Origin of the sequence: Hydrogenovibrio halophilus DSM 15072, assembly GCF_000384235.1 — a bacterium.
Classification (GTDB): Bacteria; Pseudomonadota; Gammaproteobacteria; order Thiomicrospirales; family Thiomicrospiraceae; genus Hydrogenovibrio; species Hydrogenovibrio halophilus.
The window spans coordinates 337,627-354,640 of record NZ_KB913033.1 but is presented as its reverse complement, the minus strand read 5'-3'; the positions used below and the strand labels follow the sequence as shown (position 1 = coordinate 354,640).

Here is a 17,014-nt window from a genome sequence, read left to right as displayed (position 1 = left end):
GGTTACAGGGTCATCAGAATTTCTGGGTGGTCTTTCAGTTCGGCGTAAATGTTGTGCAACTGTTCCAGACTGGTGGCATAAAAGGTCACATTCACCGAAACAAACCGGCTCTTTTTGGAATGCTTCAGCTCAATGTTTTCTTGTGGCGTGTCCGGCGCGTATTTCTGGGTGATCGCCAGGACCGTTTCCACCAGCGTTTCGGATTGGCGTCCCATTGCCTTGAGCCGATAGTCACAGGGAAAATCAATCAGGGTTTCGGTATGCAGGTCACGAGTCATAATTTTGGTTTTTTCAGTCGATTGAGGTTTCAGTCAGTTGGGTTAGCTGAGGTTTCTGGCCAGGTGCGTTTCAGGGTTTCAAAACGCGCATTTAATGCATGCCAGGCCGGTCCCGGTTGACCGGAACCGACCGGCTGATGATCCAGTTGGGTGATGGGCAAGGCGTTTTTGGTGGAGCTGGTCAACCAGATTTCATCGGCTTCCTTCAAGTCCTGACGGGTCAGGGGCGTTTCACAAACGCTCAGGTCGCAGTCTCTGGCCAGACGCATCACCACCGTTCGGGTGATCCCGGCCAACAGATGGTTGGACAATGGCGGCGTCTTTAGTACCTGGCCGAACAGGGCAAACACATTGCTGGCGGTGCCTTCGGTAATGCGATCGTCACCATCGTACAGAATGGCATCGTCGGCCCCCTGGTCTCTGGCCTGCATTTTCAGGCGAATGTTCGGCAACAGGGTGATGGCCTTGATGTCACAGTGTTGCCAGCGGTCATCGGGCAGGGTGATCGCGGAAAGTCCGTCTGTCAGCCAGTCTGGGTTCACAGGTTTGAGTTCGCTGGCATAGGCGTAGAGTGTGGGCGACAGATCCTCGTCAGGCAGGTGGTCGCGGCGCATTTGTGTGCCTCGTGTTACCTGCAGGTAAAGGACTTGATGCGACCAGGGATGGTAGCTGATGAGTTTGGCCAGCATGGCCTGCCACTGCTCGTTGGTCAGAGGGTTGAGAATGGCGCTTTGCGCCAGGCTCTGTGCCAGTCTGTCCAGGTGCGCGTCCAACTCGAAAGGCTGGCCGTTGAAAACGGGAATGACTTCATAGACGCCGTCCCCAAACAGAAACCCCCGGTCTTGTGGCGAAATCCGGCATTTTTCCAATGGCAGAAAATCGCCATTGAGGTAAGCGAATTGCCCGTCTGTTTTGGCCATCACTCGCCGCCGTTAAGCCAAGCGAACAGACTGGCGAACAGCTTTTGAATCTGGTCCATCAGCTTTTTGAAGAAAGACCCTTCTTCGACCGCAGCCAGCGCCACCAGTGGGCGATCAATGATCTGTTCGCCATTGAACTGGATGGTCAGCTGGCCCAATTCCTGGCCTTTTTCAACCGGTGCGGTCACATTCTGGTCAATGCGGGTCTCGATCTGCAGGTTTTGGTATTGGCCGCGCGGGACGGTGACATACACCGGCTTTTCGATGCCCAGGCCGATGGTGTCGAGTTTGCCTTCCCAGATACGGGCATCGTTCAGTCGTTGACCGCCTTCGTACATGGCGTGGGTTTCAAAAAAGCGGAAACCGTAATTGAGCAGTTTCTGGCTTTCCCGGACCCGGGCTTTGGCACTGTCGGTGCCCAGAATGACCGAGATCAGGCGCATCCGGTCGCGGTTGGCCGATGTGACCAGGCAGTAACCGGCGGCTTCGGTGTAGCCGGTTTTGAGTCCATCCACGCTGGGGTCCTGCCACAGAAGTTTGTTGCGGTTGTATTGGGTGATGCCGTTGAAGGAGAATTTTTTCTCCGAGTACCAGTTGTATTGCTCCGGGAACTCCGTGATCAATGCCTTGGTCAGAAGCGCCATATCACGGGCACTGGAATAATGCTGGGGGTGGGGCAGACCGGTGGCGTTCATAAAGTGGGTGCCGTCCATGCCCAGTGACTTGGCGTATTTGTTCATCAACTCGGCAAAGACTTCTTCGCTGCCGGCAATGTGTTCGGCCAGGGCCACGCTGGCATCGTTGCCGGACTGAATCACCATGCCTTTTATCAGATCCTGAACGCTGACCTGTTTGCCTACCTCGATGAACATTTTAGACCCTGGCATCTTCCAGGCTTTGGAAGAAATGGTGACCATGTCGTCCAGAGAGATGTTGCCCTTGTCCAGTTCATTGAACACGATGTAACCGGTCATGATTTTGGTCAGGCTGGCCGGCTCAAACTGTTTTTCCGGGTTTTTGCTGGCAATGATCTGGTCGCTGTGAAAATCGATCAGCACAAACGCATCGCCCTGGGTGTTCGGCGGCGAAGGCACCACATGGGGCGTGGGCTTGGGTTGGGGCGTTTCGGCCATAACCGGTTGCCAGAAACCGATCAACAGCAAGCTAACAGTTGTGACAAAAGCAGACAGTCTGGGGAAAACCATGAGGCAATTCAATCCTGTAATTGGGGTTGGGGTGCCGATGAGGCCATCGGAACCGGGGACATCAGGATATTTTAGCGAAATTCCAGTGGAATACAAAGCTTCTGACCCGGATGTTGGATAAATTTGGCACCAGGCCTGGTCGTTTTTGGGTCAGTGATTCGGTGACAGTAAGCGCTTGTGGGTATGAAAGGACATGAGCAGGCCAAAACTGACCATGAGCGTGACCATGGAACTGCCGCCATAGCTCATCAGGGGCAAGGGCAGACCGACCACCGGCAACAGGCCGCTGACCATGCCGATGTTGACGAACACATAGATGAACAAGGTCATGACCAGGCTGGCAGAGGTCAGTCTGGCGAAGTTGTCCTGAGCTTGCGCGGCGATGTACAGGCCCCGCGCAATCACCAGAAGGTAAAGGGTCAGAAGCACCGCGACCCCGATCAGACCAAACTCCTCAGCCATCACGGAAAAAATGAAATCCGTGGTGCTTTCAGGCAGAAAATCCAAATGGGCCTGAGAACTGCCCATAAACCCTTTGCCTTCCAGTCCGCCGGAACCGATGGCGATTTTGGATTGAATGATGTGGTAGCCACTGCCCAGCGGATCGCTTTCCGGGTTGAGAAAGGTCAGGACGCGCTGTTTTTGGTAGTCGTACATGTAGAAATGCCAGATCACAGGCAGGCTGCCGATCACAATCACCACCGTCGAAAAAATCCAGCGCCAGGAAAGGCCGGCAAAAAAGATCACAAACAGCCCACTGGCGGCAATCAGAATGGCGGTGCCCAGATCGGGCTGCAGAATGATCAGACCGGCGGTCAGAGCGATCAACCCCAGACCCAGAATCAAGTGTTTGGCCGGTGGTGGCAAGGAGTTCTGCGCAAACAGCCAGGCCAGCATCAGAGGCAGCGCCACCTTCATGATTTCGGAAGGTTGAAAGCGGATGACGCCAAGATCGAGCCAGCGTTGAGCGCCTTTGCCCATGTCGCCGAACAGAAAAACGGCAATGAGCATGACAATGACCACCGCAAACACCCAGGGGGTGTGAATGCGAAGTTGATTGGGTGGGATCTGGGCAAAAAGAACCATGATCCCAAACGCAATGCCCAGGCGGATGATATGGCGCATCAGCATTTCCGTGTCGCCGCCGGAGGCGCTGTAAACTACGACACTGCCCAGTGCCGACAAAGCCAGCAGCAGCAGTATCAGCCACAGGTCAAGGTGAAAGGCTTCCAACCCATGCCGGTTCTGGCGATAAACGGTTTCTTTTTCGGGCAGATCAATTTTCATCGCGCAACTCGGTCATGTAGTAATCGGCAATCTTTACCGCCACATCCGCCGCTTTGACTTGGGCGTTTTCAATCACAACCGTGACGGTGATTTCGGGGTTGTCCACCGGGGCAAAACCGACAAACAACGAATGATCCAGCAGATGGACGCTGAGCTCCTCTTCGATGTATTCTTCGTCCTTGCCCAGGCTGAACACTTGCGATGTGCCTGTTTTGCCCGCCATAGGAAAGGCAATGTCGCGGGCATAACGCCAGGCTGTGCCTCTGGGACTGGCGAGTACGTCTCTCATGGATGCCATCACGCGATCCCAGTTGTCGATTTTCTGGATGGGAATCTGTTGTTTTTCAATATTGGGAGCGGCCATGTTCAAATGGGGTTGAACGATTTCGCCATAGTTGGCCAGAGTGGAGATGGCTTTGGCCATCTGAATCGGTGTGGCCAGAAAATAGCCCTGACCAATCACGGCTATGACGGTTTCCCCTGTGTACCAGCTTTCGCCTTTGGCCGCCTGTTTCCATGCCTTGGAAGGCAGGATGCCAATCGATTCCTGAGGCAGGTCAATGCCGGTTTTGTGGCCGAATCCAAACGGGTAGAGTTGGTCGTGAATCGCGTCAATGCCCATGTCGAGACTGAGTTCATAAAAATAGGTGTCACAGGACTGTACCACCGAATCGTGCATGTCAACTAGCCCATGGCCCTCCCGTTTCCAGTCACGGTAGCGATGGCCCTTGAATTCCATGTAACCCGGATCAAAAATCTTTTTGGTCGGCGAGATGATGTTTTGTTCAATTGCCCCGAGTGCCACAAACGGCTTGACGGTAGAACCTGGCGGGTATTGGCCATTGACCACACGGTTGATCAAGGGTCGGTTCAGGTCCGATAGCAATCCCCGGTAGCGCGATTGCGATATCCCGTCAACAAAGTGGTTGGGATCGTAGCCGGGCAAGCTGACATAGGCCAGAATTTCGCCGTTATTGGGGTTGGTGACCACCGCCGAGCCTTTTTGTCCGGCCAGCAATTCTTCGATAAACAGTTGCAGGCGAATGTCCAGTGTCAGTTGGATATCTTTGCCCTGGATCGGTGGGGTGGTTTCCAGTTTTCGAAGGATTCGGCCATTGGCGTTGGTTTCGACCTGTTGCACGCCAGGATAGCCGTGCAGGACCGATTCGTACTGTTTTTCTATCCCCAGTTTGCCAATGGAGTCGGTACCGGCATAACGGGAAGGCTCTACGCTGGAAAGTTCTTTTCGGTTGATGCGGCCCACATAGCCCAGCGCATGAACCGCGGCCTCGCCATGCGGGTAGGTCCGTTGCAGTTTTGATACCAGCGAGATGCCGGGGAATCGGAAGTTGTGCACCGCAAACTGGGAGGCTTCGGATTCGCTCAAGGTATAGGAAAGAAAAATGGGGCGGTGTTTGCTGGCTTTCTGATAGCGCTCGGCAAACCTTGCAAGGCGGCTCTCCGGCAGGTCAGGCAAAACCGTGCCGAGTTCGGACAGAGTGGTTTGGATGTCCGCAATTTTGGTTTTGTCAAACTTTAACGCGAAAACCGGTCGGTTGTCTGCCAGGAGAATGTGGTTGCGATCATAGATTCGTCCCCGTACCGGGGGGATGGCTTCCACCGAAATCCGGTTGCCTTCGGCCAGGGAATGGTATTGGTTGTAATTGACCCATTGCAGATAGGTCATTCTGACCAGAAGCAAAATGAAAAACAGCAGTGCCAGTGAGAAGGCCACATACACACGGTTTCGAAACAGGCGTCGCTGCTGTTTGCGTTCGTTGTCAGTCTGGTAGAGGCCGGGCGTATGCATGAACGGTCAGTGGAACAGGAGTTTTTGGGTGAAGCGGGACAGAGAGGCGGAAACCAGAGGCCAGACCAGTCCGGCAAAAAGCGGTTCCAGTGCAAAAAACACCCAGTCCGAGGCGCTTAGGGTCGGTTGCAGCAGCAACCAGCTCAGTCCCTGAAAAATCGCGTAATAAATGATGATCATCAGGCTTTGCTGCCAGACCGGGAAGGCTTTGAAGCTTTGGCGGATACGCAGCATCATGAAGGTCACCAGCACAAACAGGAGACCGTGCGCGCCCAGCGGACTGGCCAGAATGGCATCAAACAGCAGTCCCAGTATGAACGCGGAAAACAGATGGGTTTGCTGAAAAATCTGTGTGGTCCAGAAGATCAGAATCAGCAGGGTCAGAGAGGGCGCATGATGGATGCCGGCGCTGATGATCAGCATGATGTCAAGGGTCAGACCAATCACAAAGCTGAAAAACCACAGCCATTTGACGTCGGCCAGTTTGAGTGAAAAGACTTTAGTTGGCATGCTCTGCTTCCCGGGGTTGAGCCGATTGGGTCAGGATCAGGACTTTTTGCGAGCGGTTCAGTTCGGCCACTGGCTCAGCCTGAACGTCTAAGTAAGGCCGTCCTTCCATCCGATTCACCTGGGTCACTCGCGCAATGGGGTAGCCTTCCGGGTAAACGAGGCCCAGGCCGGACGTCTCCAGAAGGTCGCCTTTCTGAATGGCGGCCCCGTCCGGAATGAACAGCAGGGTCAGGCGGTCATGGCCCATGCCGCTCAACATGCCTCTCTGGCCGTTGCGCTGCACCCGCACAGGCACCTGAATTTCGGGGTCGGTAATCAGGCGGACCCGGCTGCTTACCGGGGTGGTGCTGGTGATTTGACCGACCACACCTTTCGCGTCAATCACAGTTTGGTTGAGGGCCACCTGATCAAGCTGACCCTTGTTCAGGGTGTAAAAATGGCTGTAGGGGGTCTGGCTGTAAAAGCTGACCGAGGCAATCTGGACCTGGGTGTCGTCCATTTGACTGGCTTTGCCAAGCAGGCGATTCAGGCGTTCGACGTCCAGTTTGAGTTTGCTCAACTGTTGTTGTTGCGCTTTGAGCAGCAGCACTTCGGTTTTCAATCGCTGGTTTTCAAGTTTGACCTGATTGAGGGTCTGATAATCCTGTTGAAACCAGTCGTACCACTCGCCGGGGAGTGCCGCGGTCCGTTCGATCGGATCGATGGTGGTCAAAAGCAGAGAGCGGAAGTGCGTCAATGCCTGGCTGTAGTGATCCGCCACCATCAAGGCAATCGAGAGAATGAACAGGGCCAGAAACTGGGCCGCTTCTTTCTGTGGCGAAGAGGTTGTCAGGTTGATTGCAGACCTCCTTGTGGCTGAAAGCGCACTGTGATCATGCCTGTCAAACCTCTCTCAGTGTTACGTCCGTCAACGAATCAATCCAGTGAGAAAACGTCAATGCCTTTTTCGTCCATCAGTTCGAGTGCTCGCCCACCGCCGCGCGCAACGCAGGTCAAAGGGTCGTCGGCAATGATCACTGGCACGCCGGTTTCTTCGGACAGCAGTGTGTTCAGGTTGCGTAGCAGGGCACCGCCACCGGTCAGAACAATGCCGTGTTCGGCAATGTCGGCACCGAGTTCGGGCGGGGTGTGTTCCAGAGCCGTTCTGACGGCGCTGACGATGGCCGACAAAGGCTCCTGCAAGGCTTCAAGGATCTCGTTGCTGTTGAGGGTGAAACGGCGTGGCACCGATTCGGCGATGTTGGCCCCATGAATTTCGAGCGTGTCCGGCTCAATCTCATGATAGGCGGTGCCGATTTCTTTCTTGATTTTTTCGGCGGTGGCTTCGCCGATGATCATGCCATAGTTACGGCGAACGTATTTGATGATGGCGTCATCAAAGCGGTCGCCACCCACCTTGACCGAATCGGACCAGACAATGCCGTTGAGAGAGAGGGTGGCCACCTCGGTGGTGCCCCCGCCAATGTCAACCACCATGGAACCGGTGGCTTCGCTGACCGGCATGCCGGCACCGATGGCCGCGGCCATGGGCTCTTCGATCAGGTAGACTTCACGGGCACCGGCTCCGGCCGCCGATTCGCGAATCGCGCGTCGTTCAACCTGGGTAGAGCCACAGGGCACACAAACCAGCACTCTTGGGCTGGGTTGAAAGAAGCGTGCTTCATGCACCTTGCGGATAAAGGATTGCAGCATTTTTTCGGTGACTTCGAAGTCGGCAATCACGCCGTCTTTCATCGGGCGGATCGTTTGAATCTTCTGGTTTTCCTTGCCCAGCATCTGCTTGGCACCCTGGCCAACGGCCACAATGGAGCGGGAATTCGAGCCCTGTCGATTATTCATGATCGCTACCACGGACGGCTCGTTGAGCACCATCCCTTTGCCTCGAACGTAAATCAGGGTGTTGGCGGTTCCCAGATCAATGGATAGGTCGTTGGAGAAAAGTCCGATAATTTTGCGCAGCATTGAAGCGAGTCCTATAAGTAAATCTGTAACGGGGGGCGGCGACCGTCGTCATTCGGGAAATGGTTTGGTGGCCGCAGCGTCAGTGGGTTGCACAGTCTGTCACGGCGCTCAATTCTGAAACCGTCGACGGACTTGAACCAGTGTCGATGCCAACTTTTTGTGACCTTGGCCGAAGCGTGATGCCTATCAGGCGGCCAGCTCCTGTCCTGTATTCTGCGGTATTTTATAACAAACACAAAATGAAAAGTCATCCTTTTCACACAAAAAGCACATATTGGCTCGACAAGCGTCCGAGTTGGCAGCCAATTTCGGGAAAAATGGCGGGCATGGCTTCCGGTAAATGGGCAAATGTGGTACTTTAATCGGATTTTTAGATTGGGGGCAGAGCGCCTCTGAAAAAGGCGTTTTGTTTTCAGCGCAAATCTACCGGAGAGATCAGGATTATGGCCATAGAAAAACAGGATGTCGCCGCCATCGCACGCTTGTCCGCCTTGTCGGTCGGAGAGGAAGAGGCCGGTCAAGTGGCGGGCAAGCTCAATCACATTCTTGATGTACTGGAAACCATGCAGTCGGTGGAGACGGATCAGGTCGAACCGATGTCGCACCCTCTGGATCAGGTTCAGCGTTTGCGCGAGGACCGGGTCACGGAAACGGATCAGCGTGAGCGTTATCAGCGCATTGCACCGGCAGCGGAAAAAGGTTTGTATCTGGTGCCACAGGTGATCGAGCAGGTCTGACAGGCTGCTGACCAAATCAACACGAATGCACACGTAACCCAGAGAGACACATGCACAATTTATCATTAAAAACGCTCAGTGAGCGGTTGCAAAGCCGTGAACTTACCAGTGTGGCATTGACTCAGCACTTTCTCGACCGGATTGCCCGGTTTGATGGCGAACTCAATGCGTTTGTGACGGTCACGCCGGAGCTGGCGCTGGAAATGGCACAAGCGGCCGATGCGAAGCTGGATCGGGGCGAAGGGCATCGTCTGACCGGCATACCGGTGGCCCACAAAGACATTTTCTGCACACTGGATGTCAAAACCAGTTGCGGCTCAAAAATGTTGAACAATTTTCTGTCGCCCTATGACGCTGCGGTGGTCGAAAAACTGAAATCTCTGGACATGCCCATGCTGGGCAAAACCAATATGGATGAGTTCGCCATGGGCTCTTCCACGGAGAGCAGTTACTATGGCCGGACCCTGAATCCCTGGGATCATCGCGCGGTACCGGGGGGGTCTTCCGGCGGTTCGGCTGCGGCGGTGGCGGCCGGTCTGGCACCCGTCGCAACCGGGTCGGACACGGGCGGGTCCATTCGCCAGCCTGCGGCGTTCTGCGGCATCAGCGGGATCAAACCCACTTACGGCGCCGTGTCCCGTTACGGCATGATCGCGTACGCATCCAGTTTTGATCAGGGTGGCCCCATGGCCCGCTCCGCCGAAGACGCGGCCTGGTTGCTGGAAGCCATGGCCGGGTTGGATGAGCGTGATTCCACCAGTGTTGCCCTGGCAAGCACCGATTACAGTCGCGATCTCTCCCGTTCCGTTCAGGGGATGAAAGTCGGCGTGCCCGAAGAGTATTTTTCCGAAGGGCTGGAGGCCGATGTGGCTGAAACGGTTCAGCAGGCCATTGGCGAACTGGAAAAGCTGGGCGCAGAGATTGTCCGCATTCATCTGCCCAACAAGGACCTGGCGGTATCGAGCTATTATGTGTTGGCGCCGGCGGAAGCCTCCTCCAACCTGTCACGGTTTGATGGGGTGCGTTATGGCCATCGTTGCGAGGCTCCAAAAGATTTGAACGACCTTTACACCCGCTCACGTTCGGAAGGCTTTGGCGACGAAGTCAAACGCCGGATCATGGTCGGGACCTATGTGCTTTCCGAAGGCTATTACGATGCGTATTACCGCAAGGCGCAGAAACTGCGTCGGCTGGTACGTGACGACTTTGTCAAAGCGTTTGAGCAGTGCGATCTGATTGTGGGGCCGGTGGCGCCGTCGGTGGCGTTTGACATCGGCGAAAAAACCGATGACCCGGTCAGCATGTACCTGGCCGATCTTTATACCATTCCGGTGAATCTGGCCGGTCTGCCGGCCATGTCGATTCCGGCCGGTTTTGCCCGCGGACGTCCGGTGGGGCTGCACATTGTCGGCCCTTATTTTGAAGAGCACAAGATTCTGCAGTTGGCGCACCAGTACCAGCAGGTCACGGACTGGCACCATGCGGTGGCCACCGACTATCGTTAAGGGAGACGTAAAAATGCAAGATTGGGAAGTGGTCATCGGTCTGGAGATTCATGCCCAGCTCACCACGCACACCAAAATTTTTTCCGGCTCTCCCATTGCGTATGGGGCGGAGCCGAATTCTCAGGCGAATCTGCTGGATTTGGGCATGCCGGGGCAGTTGCCGGTGTTGAACAAAGCCGTGATTCCCAAAGCGATCCGTTTTGGGTTGGCGGTGGGGGCCAATATCGGACGGCGTTCGGTGTTTGACCGCAAAAATTATTTTTATCCGGATTTGCCCAAAGGCTATCAGACCTCCCAGTTTACCTACCCCATCGTCGAGGACGGGGGCAGTCTGGACATTGAGGTGGACGGACAGACCCGGCGCATCGGCATCACCCGTGCGCACCTGGAAGAAGACGCGGGCAAGTCCATTCACGATGCCTTTCCGGGCATGACCGGGGTGGATTTGAACCGGGCCGGCACCCCGCTGCTGGAAATCGTGTCCGAACCGGACATGCGTTCCGCTCAGGAAGCCGTGGCCTATGCCCGTAAAATGCATGAGCTGGTGCAGTTTCTCGACATCTGTGATGGCAACATGCAGGAAGGCTCTTTTCGGGTGGATTCCAATGTGTCGATTCACAAACCGGGCACCCCTTTTGGCACCCGGGCCGAACTGAAAAACATCAACTCTTTCCGTTTTATCGAACAGGCGATTGAGTTTGAAATCGAACGTCAGATTGAGATTGTTGAATCCGGCGGCGAAGTGATTCAGGAAACGCGTCTTTACGACCCGGAGCGCAATGAAACCCGGTCCATGCGCGAAAAAGAAGAAGCCAATGATTACCGGTATTTTCCGTGCCCCGATCTGTTACCGGTGGTGATTGAGCAGACGGACATTGATCAGGAAGCGCGCGCCATGCCGGAACTGCCGGACGCGAAACGGGTCCGTTACCAGGAAAACTGGGGTCTGTCGCAGGAAGATGCCCAGATGTTGACGGCTTCGCGCGCCATGGCCGATTACTTTGAAACCCTGGTGGATCTGACCGGCGAGGCAAAAAAAGCGGCCAACTGGGTGATGGGCGATCTGTCCAAGGCGTTGAATCAGGACGGCCTGACAATCGATCGTTCACCCGTCTCCGCCAAAATGCTGGCGGGTCTGATGGCGCGCGTCGACGACGGCACCATCTCAGGCAAAATGGCCAAGCAGGTTTTTGCCGCCATGTGGGCCGGCGAAGGCCATGCCGATGATGTGATTGAGGCCAAAGGACTCAAGCAGATCACGGACGAAGGCGCCATCGGTGAGATGGTGGACCGGGTGCTGGCCGAGCACCCGGATCAGGTGGCGGCGTATCAGGCCGGTCAGGAAAAAATGTTGGGCTTTTTTGTGGGGCAGGTGATGAAGGCGTCAAAAGGGCAGGCCAATCCGGCGCAGGTCAATGCCGTTCTCAAGGCGCGGCTGGCGCAGGCTTGATTTTAACCAGGCCTGGTTAAAAACAGGTCTGTCATTCAATAAAACTTGAATCCAGATAAAAAATCTTTATATTAAGGAAAGCTTGGGTGGAGAAGTCCGCCCATTTGAATCAACGTTACCCTGGAGGTTTCAACGCATGAAACGCATTGGCTTGTTTTTATTAACCAACATCGCCGTTCTGGCGGTGGCCATGATTACCCTGAACCTGTTGGGTGTCGGCAGTTACATGCAAGGCACCAGCCTGGATTTGGGCAACCTGTTTGCGTTTGCACTGGTGTTCGGTTTTGCCGGGTCCTTTATCTCGCTGGCGATGTCCAAGTGGATGGCCAAAATGGCCACTGGCGCCAAGGTCATTGAGGAGCCGCGTACGCAGGATGAGCGCTGGTTGCTGGAGACGGTGCATCGTCAGGCACAGAAAGCCGGGATCAAAGCACCGGAAGTGGCGATTTATGATGCGCCGGAACCCAATGCCTTTGCCACCGGCATGACCAAAAACAAATCCATGGTGGCGGTTTCCACCGGTTTGATGCGCGCCATGACCCAGAACGAAGTCGAAGCGGTGCTTGGGCACGAGGTGGCGCACATTGCCAATGGCGACATGGTGACCATGGCCTTGCTGCAAGGGGTGTTGAACACCTTTGTGATCTTTTTTGCCAAGATTGCGGCCTTCATTGTGGATCGCATGATTCTGAAAAACGAGGAAGGCGGGCACAGTCTGGCCTTTATCGTGGTCGACATTGTCGCTCAGATTCTGTTGGGCATTCTGGCCAGCGTCATTGCCATGTGGTTCTCGCGTTACCGTGAGTTTCATGCCGACAAGGGCGGGGCTTATCTGGCTGGCAAGGAAAACATGATCGCGGCCCTGCAGCGTCTGCAGACAATGCAGCCCGGGCAGTTGCCGGATCAGATGGCGGCCTTTGGTATTTCGGCCGCACCGTCAAAATTCGGTGATCTGTTCCGTTCGCATCCGCCTTTGGAAGACCGCATCGCGTCTTTGCAGAACACCCCTCAGGAGAAACTGAAGGTGGCGTAACGCAAGCGCGCCACAATGTGACATAAAAAAGGGCCGGATGGCCCTTTTTTTTTGTGCGTGGGGTTTGCGGTTGTGGGCGTGAGCGCTCAGGCAGACTGGCGCGCCTGGGCTTCGGCCTTGATCCGTTTGATCATGTGGTACAGGCCGGTGGAGCGATTGGGGGAGAGTTGTTGCAACAGGCCGATTTCGCCCAGAAAGTCCAGCGGGGCGTCTGTGATTTCCTGGGGTGTGCGCCCGTTGTAGACCTTGAGAAGCAGGGCGATCAGACCGGACACAATGGCCGCATCGCTTTTGGCCTGCATGTACAGTCGCCCATCGTGCTCCTGTATGGCCAGCCATACTTGCGATTGGCAGCCGTGAATGCGGTTGCTCTCGGTTTTCCGTTCTTCCGCCAGGTCCGGCAGGGTTTTGCCCATGTCAATCAGATATTTGTAGCGGTCTTTCCAGTTGTCGAAATGGGTAAAGCGTTTGACCAGGTCCGCTTGCACTGCTTCGATCGATTTGTCCGGCGGGGTAAAGTTCATATTGACGCTCCATTTTGATGTCGCCATTTTATCAGAGTCGGGCTTGCTGAACAGGTGTTCCCTGATTTTTGTGCATTGTGCGTCTGTACAAAGTCAGGCGTTTGGCTATACTGTTCGGGTTTTGTTTTTTAGCGATAAATCATGGGAGAATGCTATGTCAACGCAAAGTCGTCGCCAGTTTTTACGTAATGCTTTGGGGTTGTCGGCCGGTCTGGTCGGCGCTTCGGCGCTCAATCCTTTGTATGCCGAAGACTTGGGTGAATTCAAGGGTCCGGCGGTTCCGGATGTGGACGCCATCCAGGCTTCCAAACGTGTGTATTATGTGCCGGCGATGGGATCCATTCCGACCCCGGATAACTATGCGTTTTTCTCCAACCCGAATTTCATTGTGACCGAAAAAGGCGTGGTGGTGGTCGATACCGGCAGCTCGGTTCAGATCGGTGAAATGCTTTTGCGTCAGATCAAAAAAGTGACCGACAAGCCGGTGATCAAAGTCATCAATACCCACGAACACGGCGATCACTGGCTGGGCAATCACGCCTTTGTTCAGGCCTATCCGGATGTGGAAATTTATTCCCACCCCAATTGCCGCAAGGCGCTGAAAAACGGCCAGGACGAGTTCTGGTTTAATTTCATGCAGAACAACAGTGACAACAAAATCACTGGCACCGTGATGACCTTGCCCGACAAGGATTTGAACGGCGGCGAAGTGTGGGAACTGGGTGACACCACTTTGAAGATTCATTATTTCGGCACGGTGCATACCAAGTCGGATTTGACGGTGGAAGTGGTAGAAGACAAAACCATGATTATGGGCGATACCGTCATGCGCCGCATTGCCAATATGGCAGACGGTTCTTTTCAAGGCACCATTGACGCCCTGAAGCAGGTGAAAGCCATGAATCTGGCAACGTTTGTGCCCATGCATGGCGACCATGATGATCAGACCTTGATCGAAGACGGCTTGACGTTTATGGAAGTGCTTTACACCCGGGTAGGTGAAATGTACGAAGAAGGGATGTCGGACTTTGAGATGAAGCCCGTCATTCAAGAAGAGCCGTTTATGAAAAATGTGGCCAGTCAGTGGCCGGGTTATGAGAGTACGTTGGGGACGTTTATCAATGTGGCCATGCAGGAATACGAAATGAGCCTGTTTTAACCGATCTGACAGCGTTTAGGCTGGCGTGATCCGACCCCGAATTGACCAGGCCTGGTTATTTCGGGGTTTTTTGTGGGCGTAAAAGGCTCAGGCGAGCAGGTCCAGCACCTTGTCAAGACCGCTGTGATTGAGGCTGACATCGGCCTGTGCCTGCACCGCCGGTTTGGCGTGATAGGCAATGCTCAGTCCGGCGACCTGCATCATTTTCAGGTCGTTGGCGCCATCGCCGATGGCCAGGGTTTGGGTGCAGTCGAGTTGATGCTGCTGGCACAGTGCCTGCAGAAAATCGGCTTTGGCCTCGGCGCCGACAATGGCGCCTTGGACCCGGCCGGTCAAGCGCCCCTGATCGATTTCGAGGGTGTTGGCCTGGGTGTAATCCAGTTTCAGTCGGGTCTTGAGCCGGTCGGTGAAATAGGTGAAGCCGCCCGAGACCAGCGCAAAGGCAATCTCACGCGCCTTGAGGCCTTCAATCCATTTTTCTGCGCCTGGGTTCAGCACCAGCCGTTCCTGCATGACCCGGTCCAGTGCATGAGTCTCCAGCCCTTTGAGTAATGCCACCCGTTCGCTCAGGGACTCTTCAAAATTCAGTTCGCCCCGCATGGCGGCTTCGGTGATGGCCGCGACCTGGGGTTTGATGCCCATCATGTCGGCGATTTCGTCCACACATTCGATGCCGATCAGAGTGGAATCCATGTCGCTGATCAGCAGTTTGATCCGCTTGGGATCGAAATCGTCTGCGAGCACATTGATGTCCAGTTCCCATTTTTCAGACAGCGTCTGGCATTTGCGCTTCAGGGTGTCCACAGTGCCGGAAGCCGTCAGGCGGAAGTGCCCGTCTTTGGCCGTGGGTTCGGTGCCGAATTGTTCGCTCAAAAGGTCACGGTGCGGTTGCTTCAAGGTGTCGGTATGAAGGATGATGGTTGGCATAGGTTCAATGTCCGGGGTTGATCGAGGTTAAGGGCAGAATGCGTGTGCCGGTCAGGCGGTCCTGCAAGGTGCGTTTCATTGGGGTGAAAAGCCCGAGCCAGCCGATCCAGAAAAGCAGAATGCCGGCCAGAAACCGCAGATTGGCTTGATAGCGTGGCATCAGGTAGTGGTCTTCCCTGACCAGGGCCAGACGCCAGACCCGCAAGCCGGGTGTCTGGCCATTCTGGGTCCAGAAATAGGTCAGATACAGGTAGGTCAGACCGATCAGGTAGGCCTGGAAGCCGACCAGAGCATAGGGATTGCGCTGAAAGCCTTCGCCTTGCCAGAGCACAAACGGGAAGGCGCCCGCCACCCAGATGGCACAGAGCAAAATCAGGTCGTAGGCGAACGCGAGCAGGATCTTTATCGCCAGTGGCATAATGCGAAACTCATGATGCTAAACTAGAGGGTAATGATTCAAACAACATAATCCGGCATTATACCGGTTTCGCGGTGACTGTGTCAGAGCGATCCGGTTGATGTGCGGAGGTGTCAAAAGGGGGGAGCGCATGAATTTGCACGATACGGGCTTTGAGCATGGCTGGATGTTGGGGGGCGCTGTGGTGTATCTGGTGGCGCTGTTCTGGAGTTTTCGCACGGCTCCCTGGCACAAGATTGAAGATCGGGAAGCGCAGCATGTGTTTCTGGCCACATCGGTTCTGCTGTTTTTTCTGTGGTCAGTCGCTGCTTCGGTGGGCAGTGGTTTGACCTTTCATTTTTTGATGAGCGCGTTGGTGACCATGATGTTCGGCCCCCAGTTTGCGATCATGGCCGCGTCTCTGGCATTGCTGGGCGTGACCCTGACTGGTGGCGCCGGTCTGTTGATGTTCGGAGTCAATGCGGTGCTGATGGGGGTGATTCCGATCTTGCTTGTTTGGTGGATCGCGCGTCTGGCCTATGTGTATCTGGCACACAACTTTTTTGTGTTTGTGCTGCTCAATGGGTTTTTTGCGGCCGGCCTCAGTGTGCTTGTGACCCTGATGCTGTCGGCGTCGGCCATGTGGCTGAGCGGGGCTCAGACGCCGGAAAAACTGGAACAGTCCTTTCTGCCGTTTATTCCGTTGCTGGTGATTCCCGAAGGCTTTGTTAATGGATTGATCTTGACGGCGCTGGTGCTGATGAAACCGCAATGGGTCAGCTGCTTTACCGACGAACAGTATTTGAATGGTAAGTGACCGCTACGGAAAGTGACCACGAAGGCGGAACCGCCATTTTGACCAGGCCTGGTTATTCCGATTTCAGGGGTTCGACAGGCACAAAAAAACCGGCCAAAAGCCGGTTTTTTTGTGTTCATGCCTGAGCAAATCGTGCGATTTACTTCAGCCAGGCAGGTGTGGTGGAAGCGTGGTTTTGCGTCTGACGCACTTCCGCTTGCGCAGATTTCAACGCTTCTTTGGCGAATTTCATTGCGGCCGCGTCGTCGCCTTTTTGCTTGGCTTCTTCGGCTTTGGCCATATAGTGATCAACGTATGGCTTTTTCATTTTCTTCTGTTTCCAGACATTGCCGTTTTCTTTGGCAATGGCGTGCTGTGCAGCGGCTTCGGCCATAACACCATTGTAGGTAGACAGATCGTTAGACTGCATGTTGGCACACGCACCCAGTGTCAGGGAAGCGGCAACGGCTGCGGCTGTGAATAGTTTCTTCATTGAATCCTCCAGGATTTGAAT

Annotated in this window: 18 protein-coding genes; 6 read left to right on the top strand and 12 right to left on the bottom strand. The window is 54.9% G+C overall.

From position 1 onward, the window contains the following. Nucleotides 1–2: 2 nt before the first annotated feature. From A377_RS0101760 to A377_RS0101725, 8 genes are all read right to left on the bottom strand, one after another. Nucleotides 3–278, bottom strand: a complete 276-nt coding sequence (locus A377_RS0101760) for a YbeD family protein (RefSeq protein WP_019894390.1) — start codon at nucleotides 276–278, stop codon at nucleotides 3–5. A gap of 29 nt (nucleotides 279–307) precedes the next feature. Beyond that, the gene (locus A377_RS0101755; protein WP_019894389.1) at nucleotides 308–1,198 is read right to left on the bottom strand and encodes a D-amino acid aminotransferase; all 891 of its coding nucleotides are present in this window, start codon (nucleotides 1,196–1,198) and stop codon (nucleotides 308–310) included. After that, nucleotides 1,198–2,331 carry a D-alanyl-D-alanine carboxypeptidase family protein gene (locus A377_RS0101750; protein WP_019894388.1) on the bottom strand — a complete coding sequence of 378 codons (1,134 nt, stop codon included), beginning with the start codon at nucleotides 2,329–2,331 and terminating at the stop codon, nucleotides 1,198–1,200. Before A377_RS0101750 ends, A377_RS0101755 begins: the two co-directional genes overlap by 1 nt. A 222-nt stretch (nucleotides 2,332–2,553) precedes the next feature. Further along, nucleotides 2,554–3,690: a rod shape-determining protein RodA gene (gene rodA / locus A377_RS0101745; RefSeq protein WP_019894387.1), complete on the bottom strand. Its 1,137-nt coding sequence runs from the start codon at nucleotides 3,688–3,690 to the stop codon at nucleotides 2,554–2,556. Continuing rightward, the gene (mrdA, locus tag A377_RS0101740) at nucleotides 3,680–5,500 is read right to left on the bottom strand and encodes a penicillin-binding protein 2 (RefSeq protein WP_019894386.1); all 1,821 of its coding nucleotides are present in this window, start codon (nucleotides 5,498–5,500) and stop codon (nucleotides 3,680–3,682) included. The genes rodA and mrdA overlap by 11 nt, the downstream gene beginning before the upstream one ends. A gap of 6 nt (nucleotides 5,501–5,506) precedes the next feature. Then, nucleotides 5,507–6,010, bottom strand: coding sequence for a rod shape-determining protein MreD (gene mreD / locus A377_RS0101735; protein ID WP_019894384.1), 504 nt, complete (start codon nucleotides 6,008–6,010; stop codon nucleotides 5,507–5,509). Further along, a complete protein-coding gene (mreC, locus tag A377_RS0101730) occupies nucleotides 6,000–6,791 on the bottom strand; it encodes a rod shape-determining protein MreC (protein WP_281168811.1) in 792 nt (263 codons plus the stop codon). The genes mreD and mreC overlap by 11 nt, the downstream gene beginning before the upstream one ends. Nucleotides 6,792–6,925: 134 nt before the next feature. After that, nucleotides 6,926–7,972, bottom strand: a complete 1,047-nt coding sequence (locus A377_RS0101725) for a rod shape-determining protein (protein ID WP_019894382.1) — start codon at nucleotides 7,970–7,972, stop codon at nucleotides 6,926–6,928. A 443-nt stretch (nucleotides 7,973–8,415) separates the two neighbouring features. On the opposite strand from A377_RS0101725, the gene gatC reads away from it, so the two are divergent. The 4 genes from gatC to htpX all read left to right on the top strand — a co-directional run bounded on the left by gatC (nucleotide 8,416) and on the right by htpX (nucleotide 12,697). Beyond that, nucleotides 8,416–8,709, top strand: coding sequence for an Asp-tRNA(Asn)/Glu-tRNA(Gln) amidotransferase subunit GatC (gatC, locus tag A377_RS0101720; RefSeq protein WP_019894381.1), 294 nt, complete (start codon nucleotides 8,416–8,418; stop codon nucleotides 8,707–8,709). A 50-nt stretch (nucleotides 8,710–8,759) separates the two neighbouring features. Further along, nucleotides 8,760–10,214 carry an Asp-tRNA(Asn)/Glu-tRNA(Gln) amidotransferase subunit GatA gene (gatA, locus tag A377_RS0101715; RefSeq protein ID WP_019894380.1) on the top strand — a complete coding sequence of 485 codons (1,455 nt, stop codon included), beginning with the start codon at nucleotides 8,760–8,762 and terminating at the stop codon, nucleotides 10,212–10,214. A 13-nt stretch (nucleotides 10,215–10,227) separates the two neighbouring features. Beyond that, nucleotides 10,228–11,664, top strand: a complete 1,437-nt coding sequence (gene gatB / locus A377_RS0101710; protein ID WP_019894379.1) for an Asp-tRNA(Asn)/Glu-tRNA(Gln) amidotransferase subunit GatB — start codon at nucleotides 10,228–10,230, stop codon at nucleotides 11,662–11,664. A 136-nt stretch (nucleotides 11,665–11,800) separates the two neighbouring features. Then, a complete protein-coding gene (htpX, locus tag A377_RS0101705) occupies nucleotides 11,801–12,697 on the top strand; it encodes a protease HtpX (protein ID WP_019894378.1) in 897 nt (298 codons plus the stop codon). 86 nt (nucleotides 12,698–12,783) lie between these two features. On the opposite strand, the gene A377_RS0101700 is transcribed toward htpX, so the two are convergent. After that, entirely contained in the window at nucleotides 12,784–13,221 is a 438-nt protein-coding gene (locus A377_RS0101700) for a SufE family protein (protein ID WP_019894376.1), read from the bottom strand. A 154-nt stretch (nucleotides 13,222–13,375) separates the two neighbouring features. On the opposite strand from A377_RS0101700, the gene A377_RS0101695 reads away from it, so the two are divergent. Continuing rightward, entirely contained in the window at nucleotides 13,376–14,380 is a 1,005-nt protein-coding gene (locus tag A377_RS0101695; protein ID WP_019894374.1) for an MBL fold metallo-hydrolase, read from the top strand. A gap of 87 nt (nucleotides 14,381–14,467) precedes the next feature. Here the strand turns inward: A377_RS0101695 and serB are convergent, their stop codons facing one another. Both serB and A377_RS0101685 read right to left on the bottom strand, forming a co-directional pair. Next, entirely contained in the window at nucleotides 14,468–15,307 is an 840-nt protein-coding gene (gene serB / locus A377_RS0101690; protein WP_019894373.1) for a phosphoserine phosphatase SerB, read from the bottom strand. Nucleotides 15,308–15,311: 4 nt separating this feature from the next. Then, the gene (locus A377_RS0101685) at nucleotides 15,312–15,725 is read right to left on the bottom strand and encodes an RDD family protein (RefSeq protein WP_019894372.1); all 414 of its coding nucleotides are present in this window, start codon (nucleotides 15,723–15,725) and stop codon (nucleotides 15,312–15,314) included. Nucleotides 15,726–15,855: 130 nt separating this feature from the next. Here A377_RS0101685 and A377_RS0101680 point away from each other — a divergent pair, with 130 nt between their 5' ends. Continuing rightward, on the top strand, nucleotides 15,856–16,521 hold the full coding sequence (locus A377_RS0101680) for an energy-coupling factor ABC transporter permease (RefSeq protein WP_019894371.1): 666 nt from the start codon (nucleotides 15,856–15,858) through the stop codon (nucleotides 16,519–16,521). A 139-nt stretch (nucleotides 16,522–16,660) separates the two neighbouring features. Here the strand turns inward: A377_RS0101680 and A377_RS0101675 are convergent, their stop codons facing one another. Continuing rightward, nucleotides 16,661–16,993 carry a hypothetical protein gene (locus A377_RS0101675; RefSeq protein WP_028485174.1) on the bottom strand — a complete coding sequence of 111 codons (333 nt, stop codon included), beginning with the start codon at nucleotides 16,991–16,993 and terminating at the stop codon, nucleotides 16,661–16,663. Nucleotides 16,994–17,014: the final 21 nt, after the last annotated feature.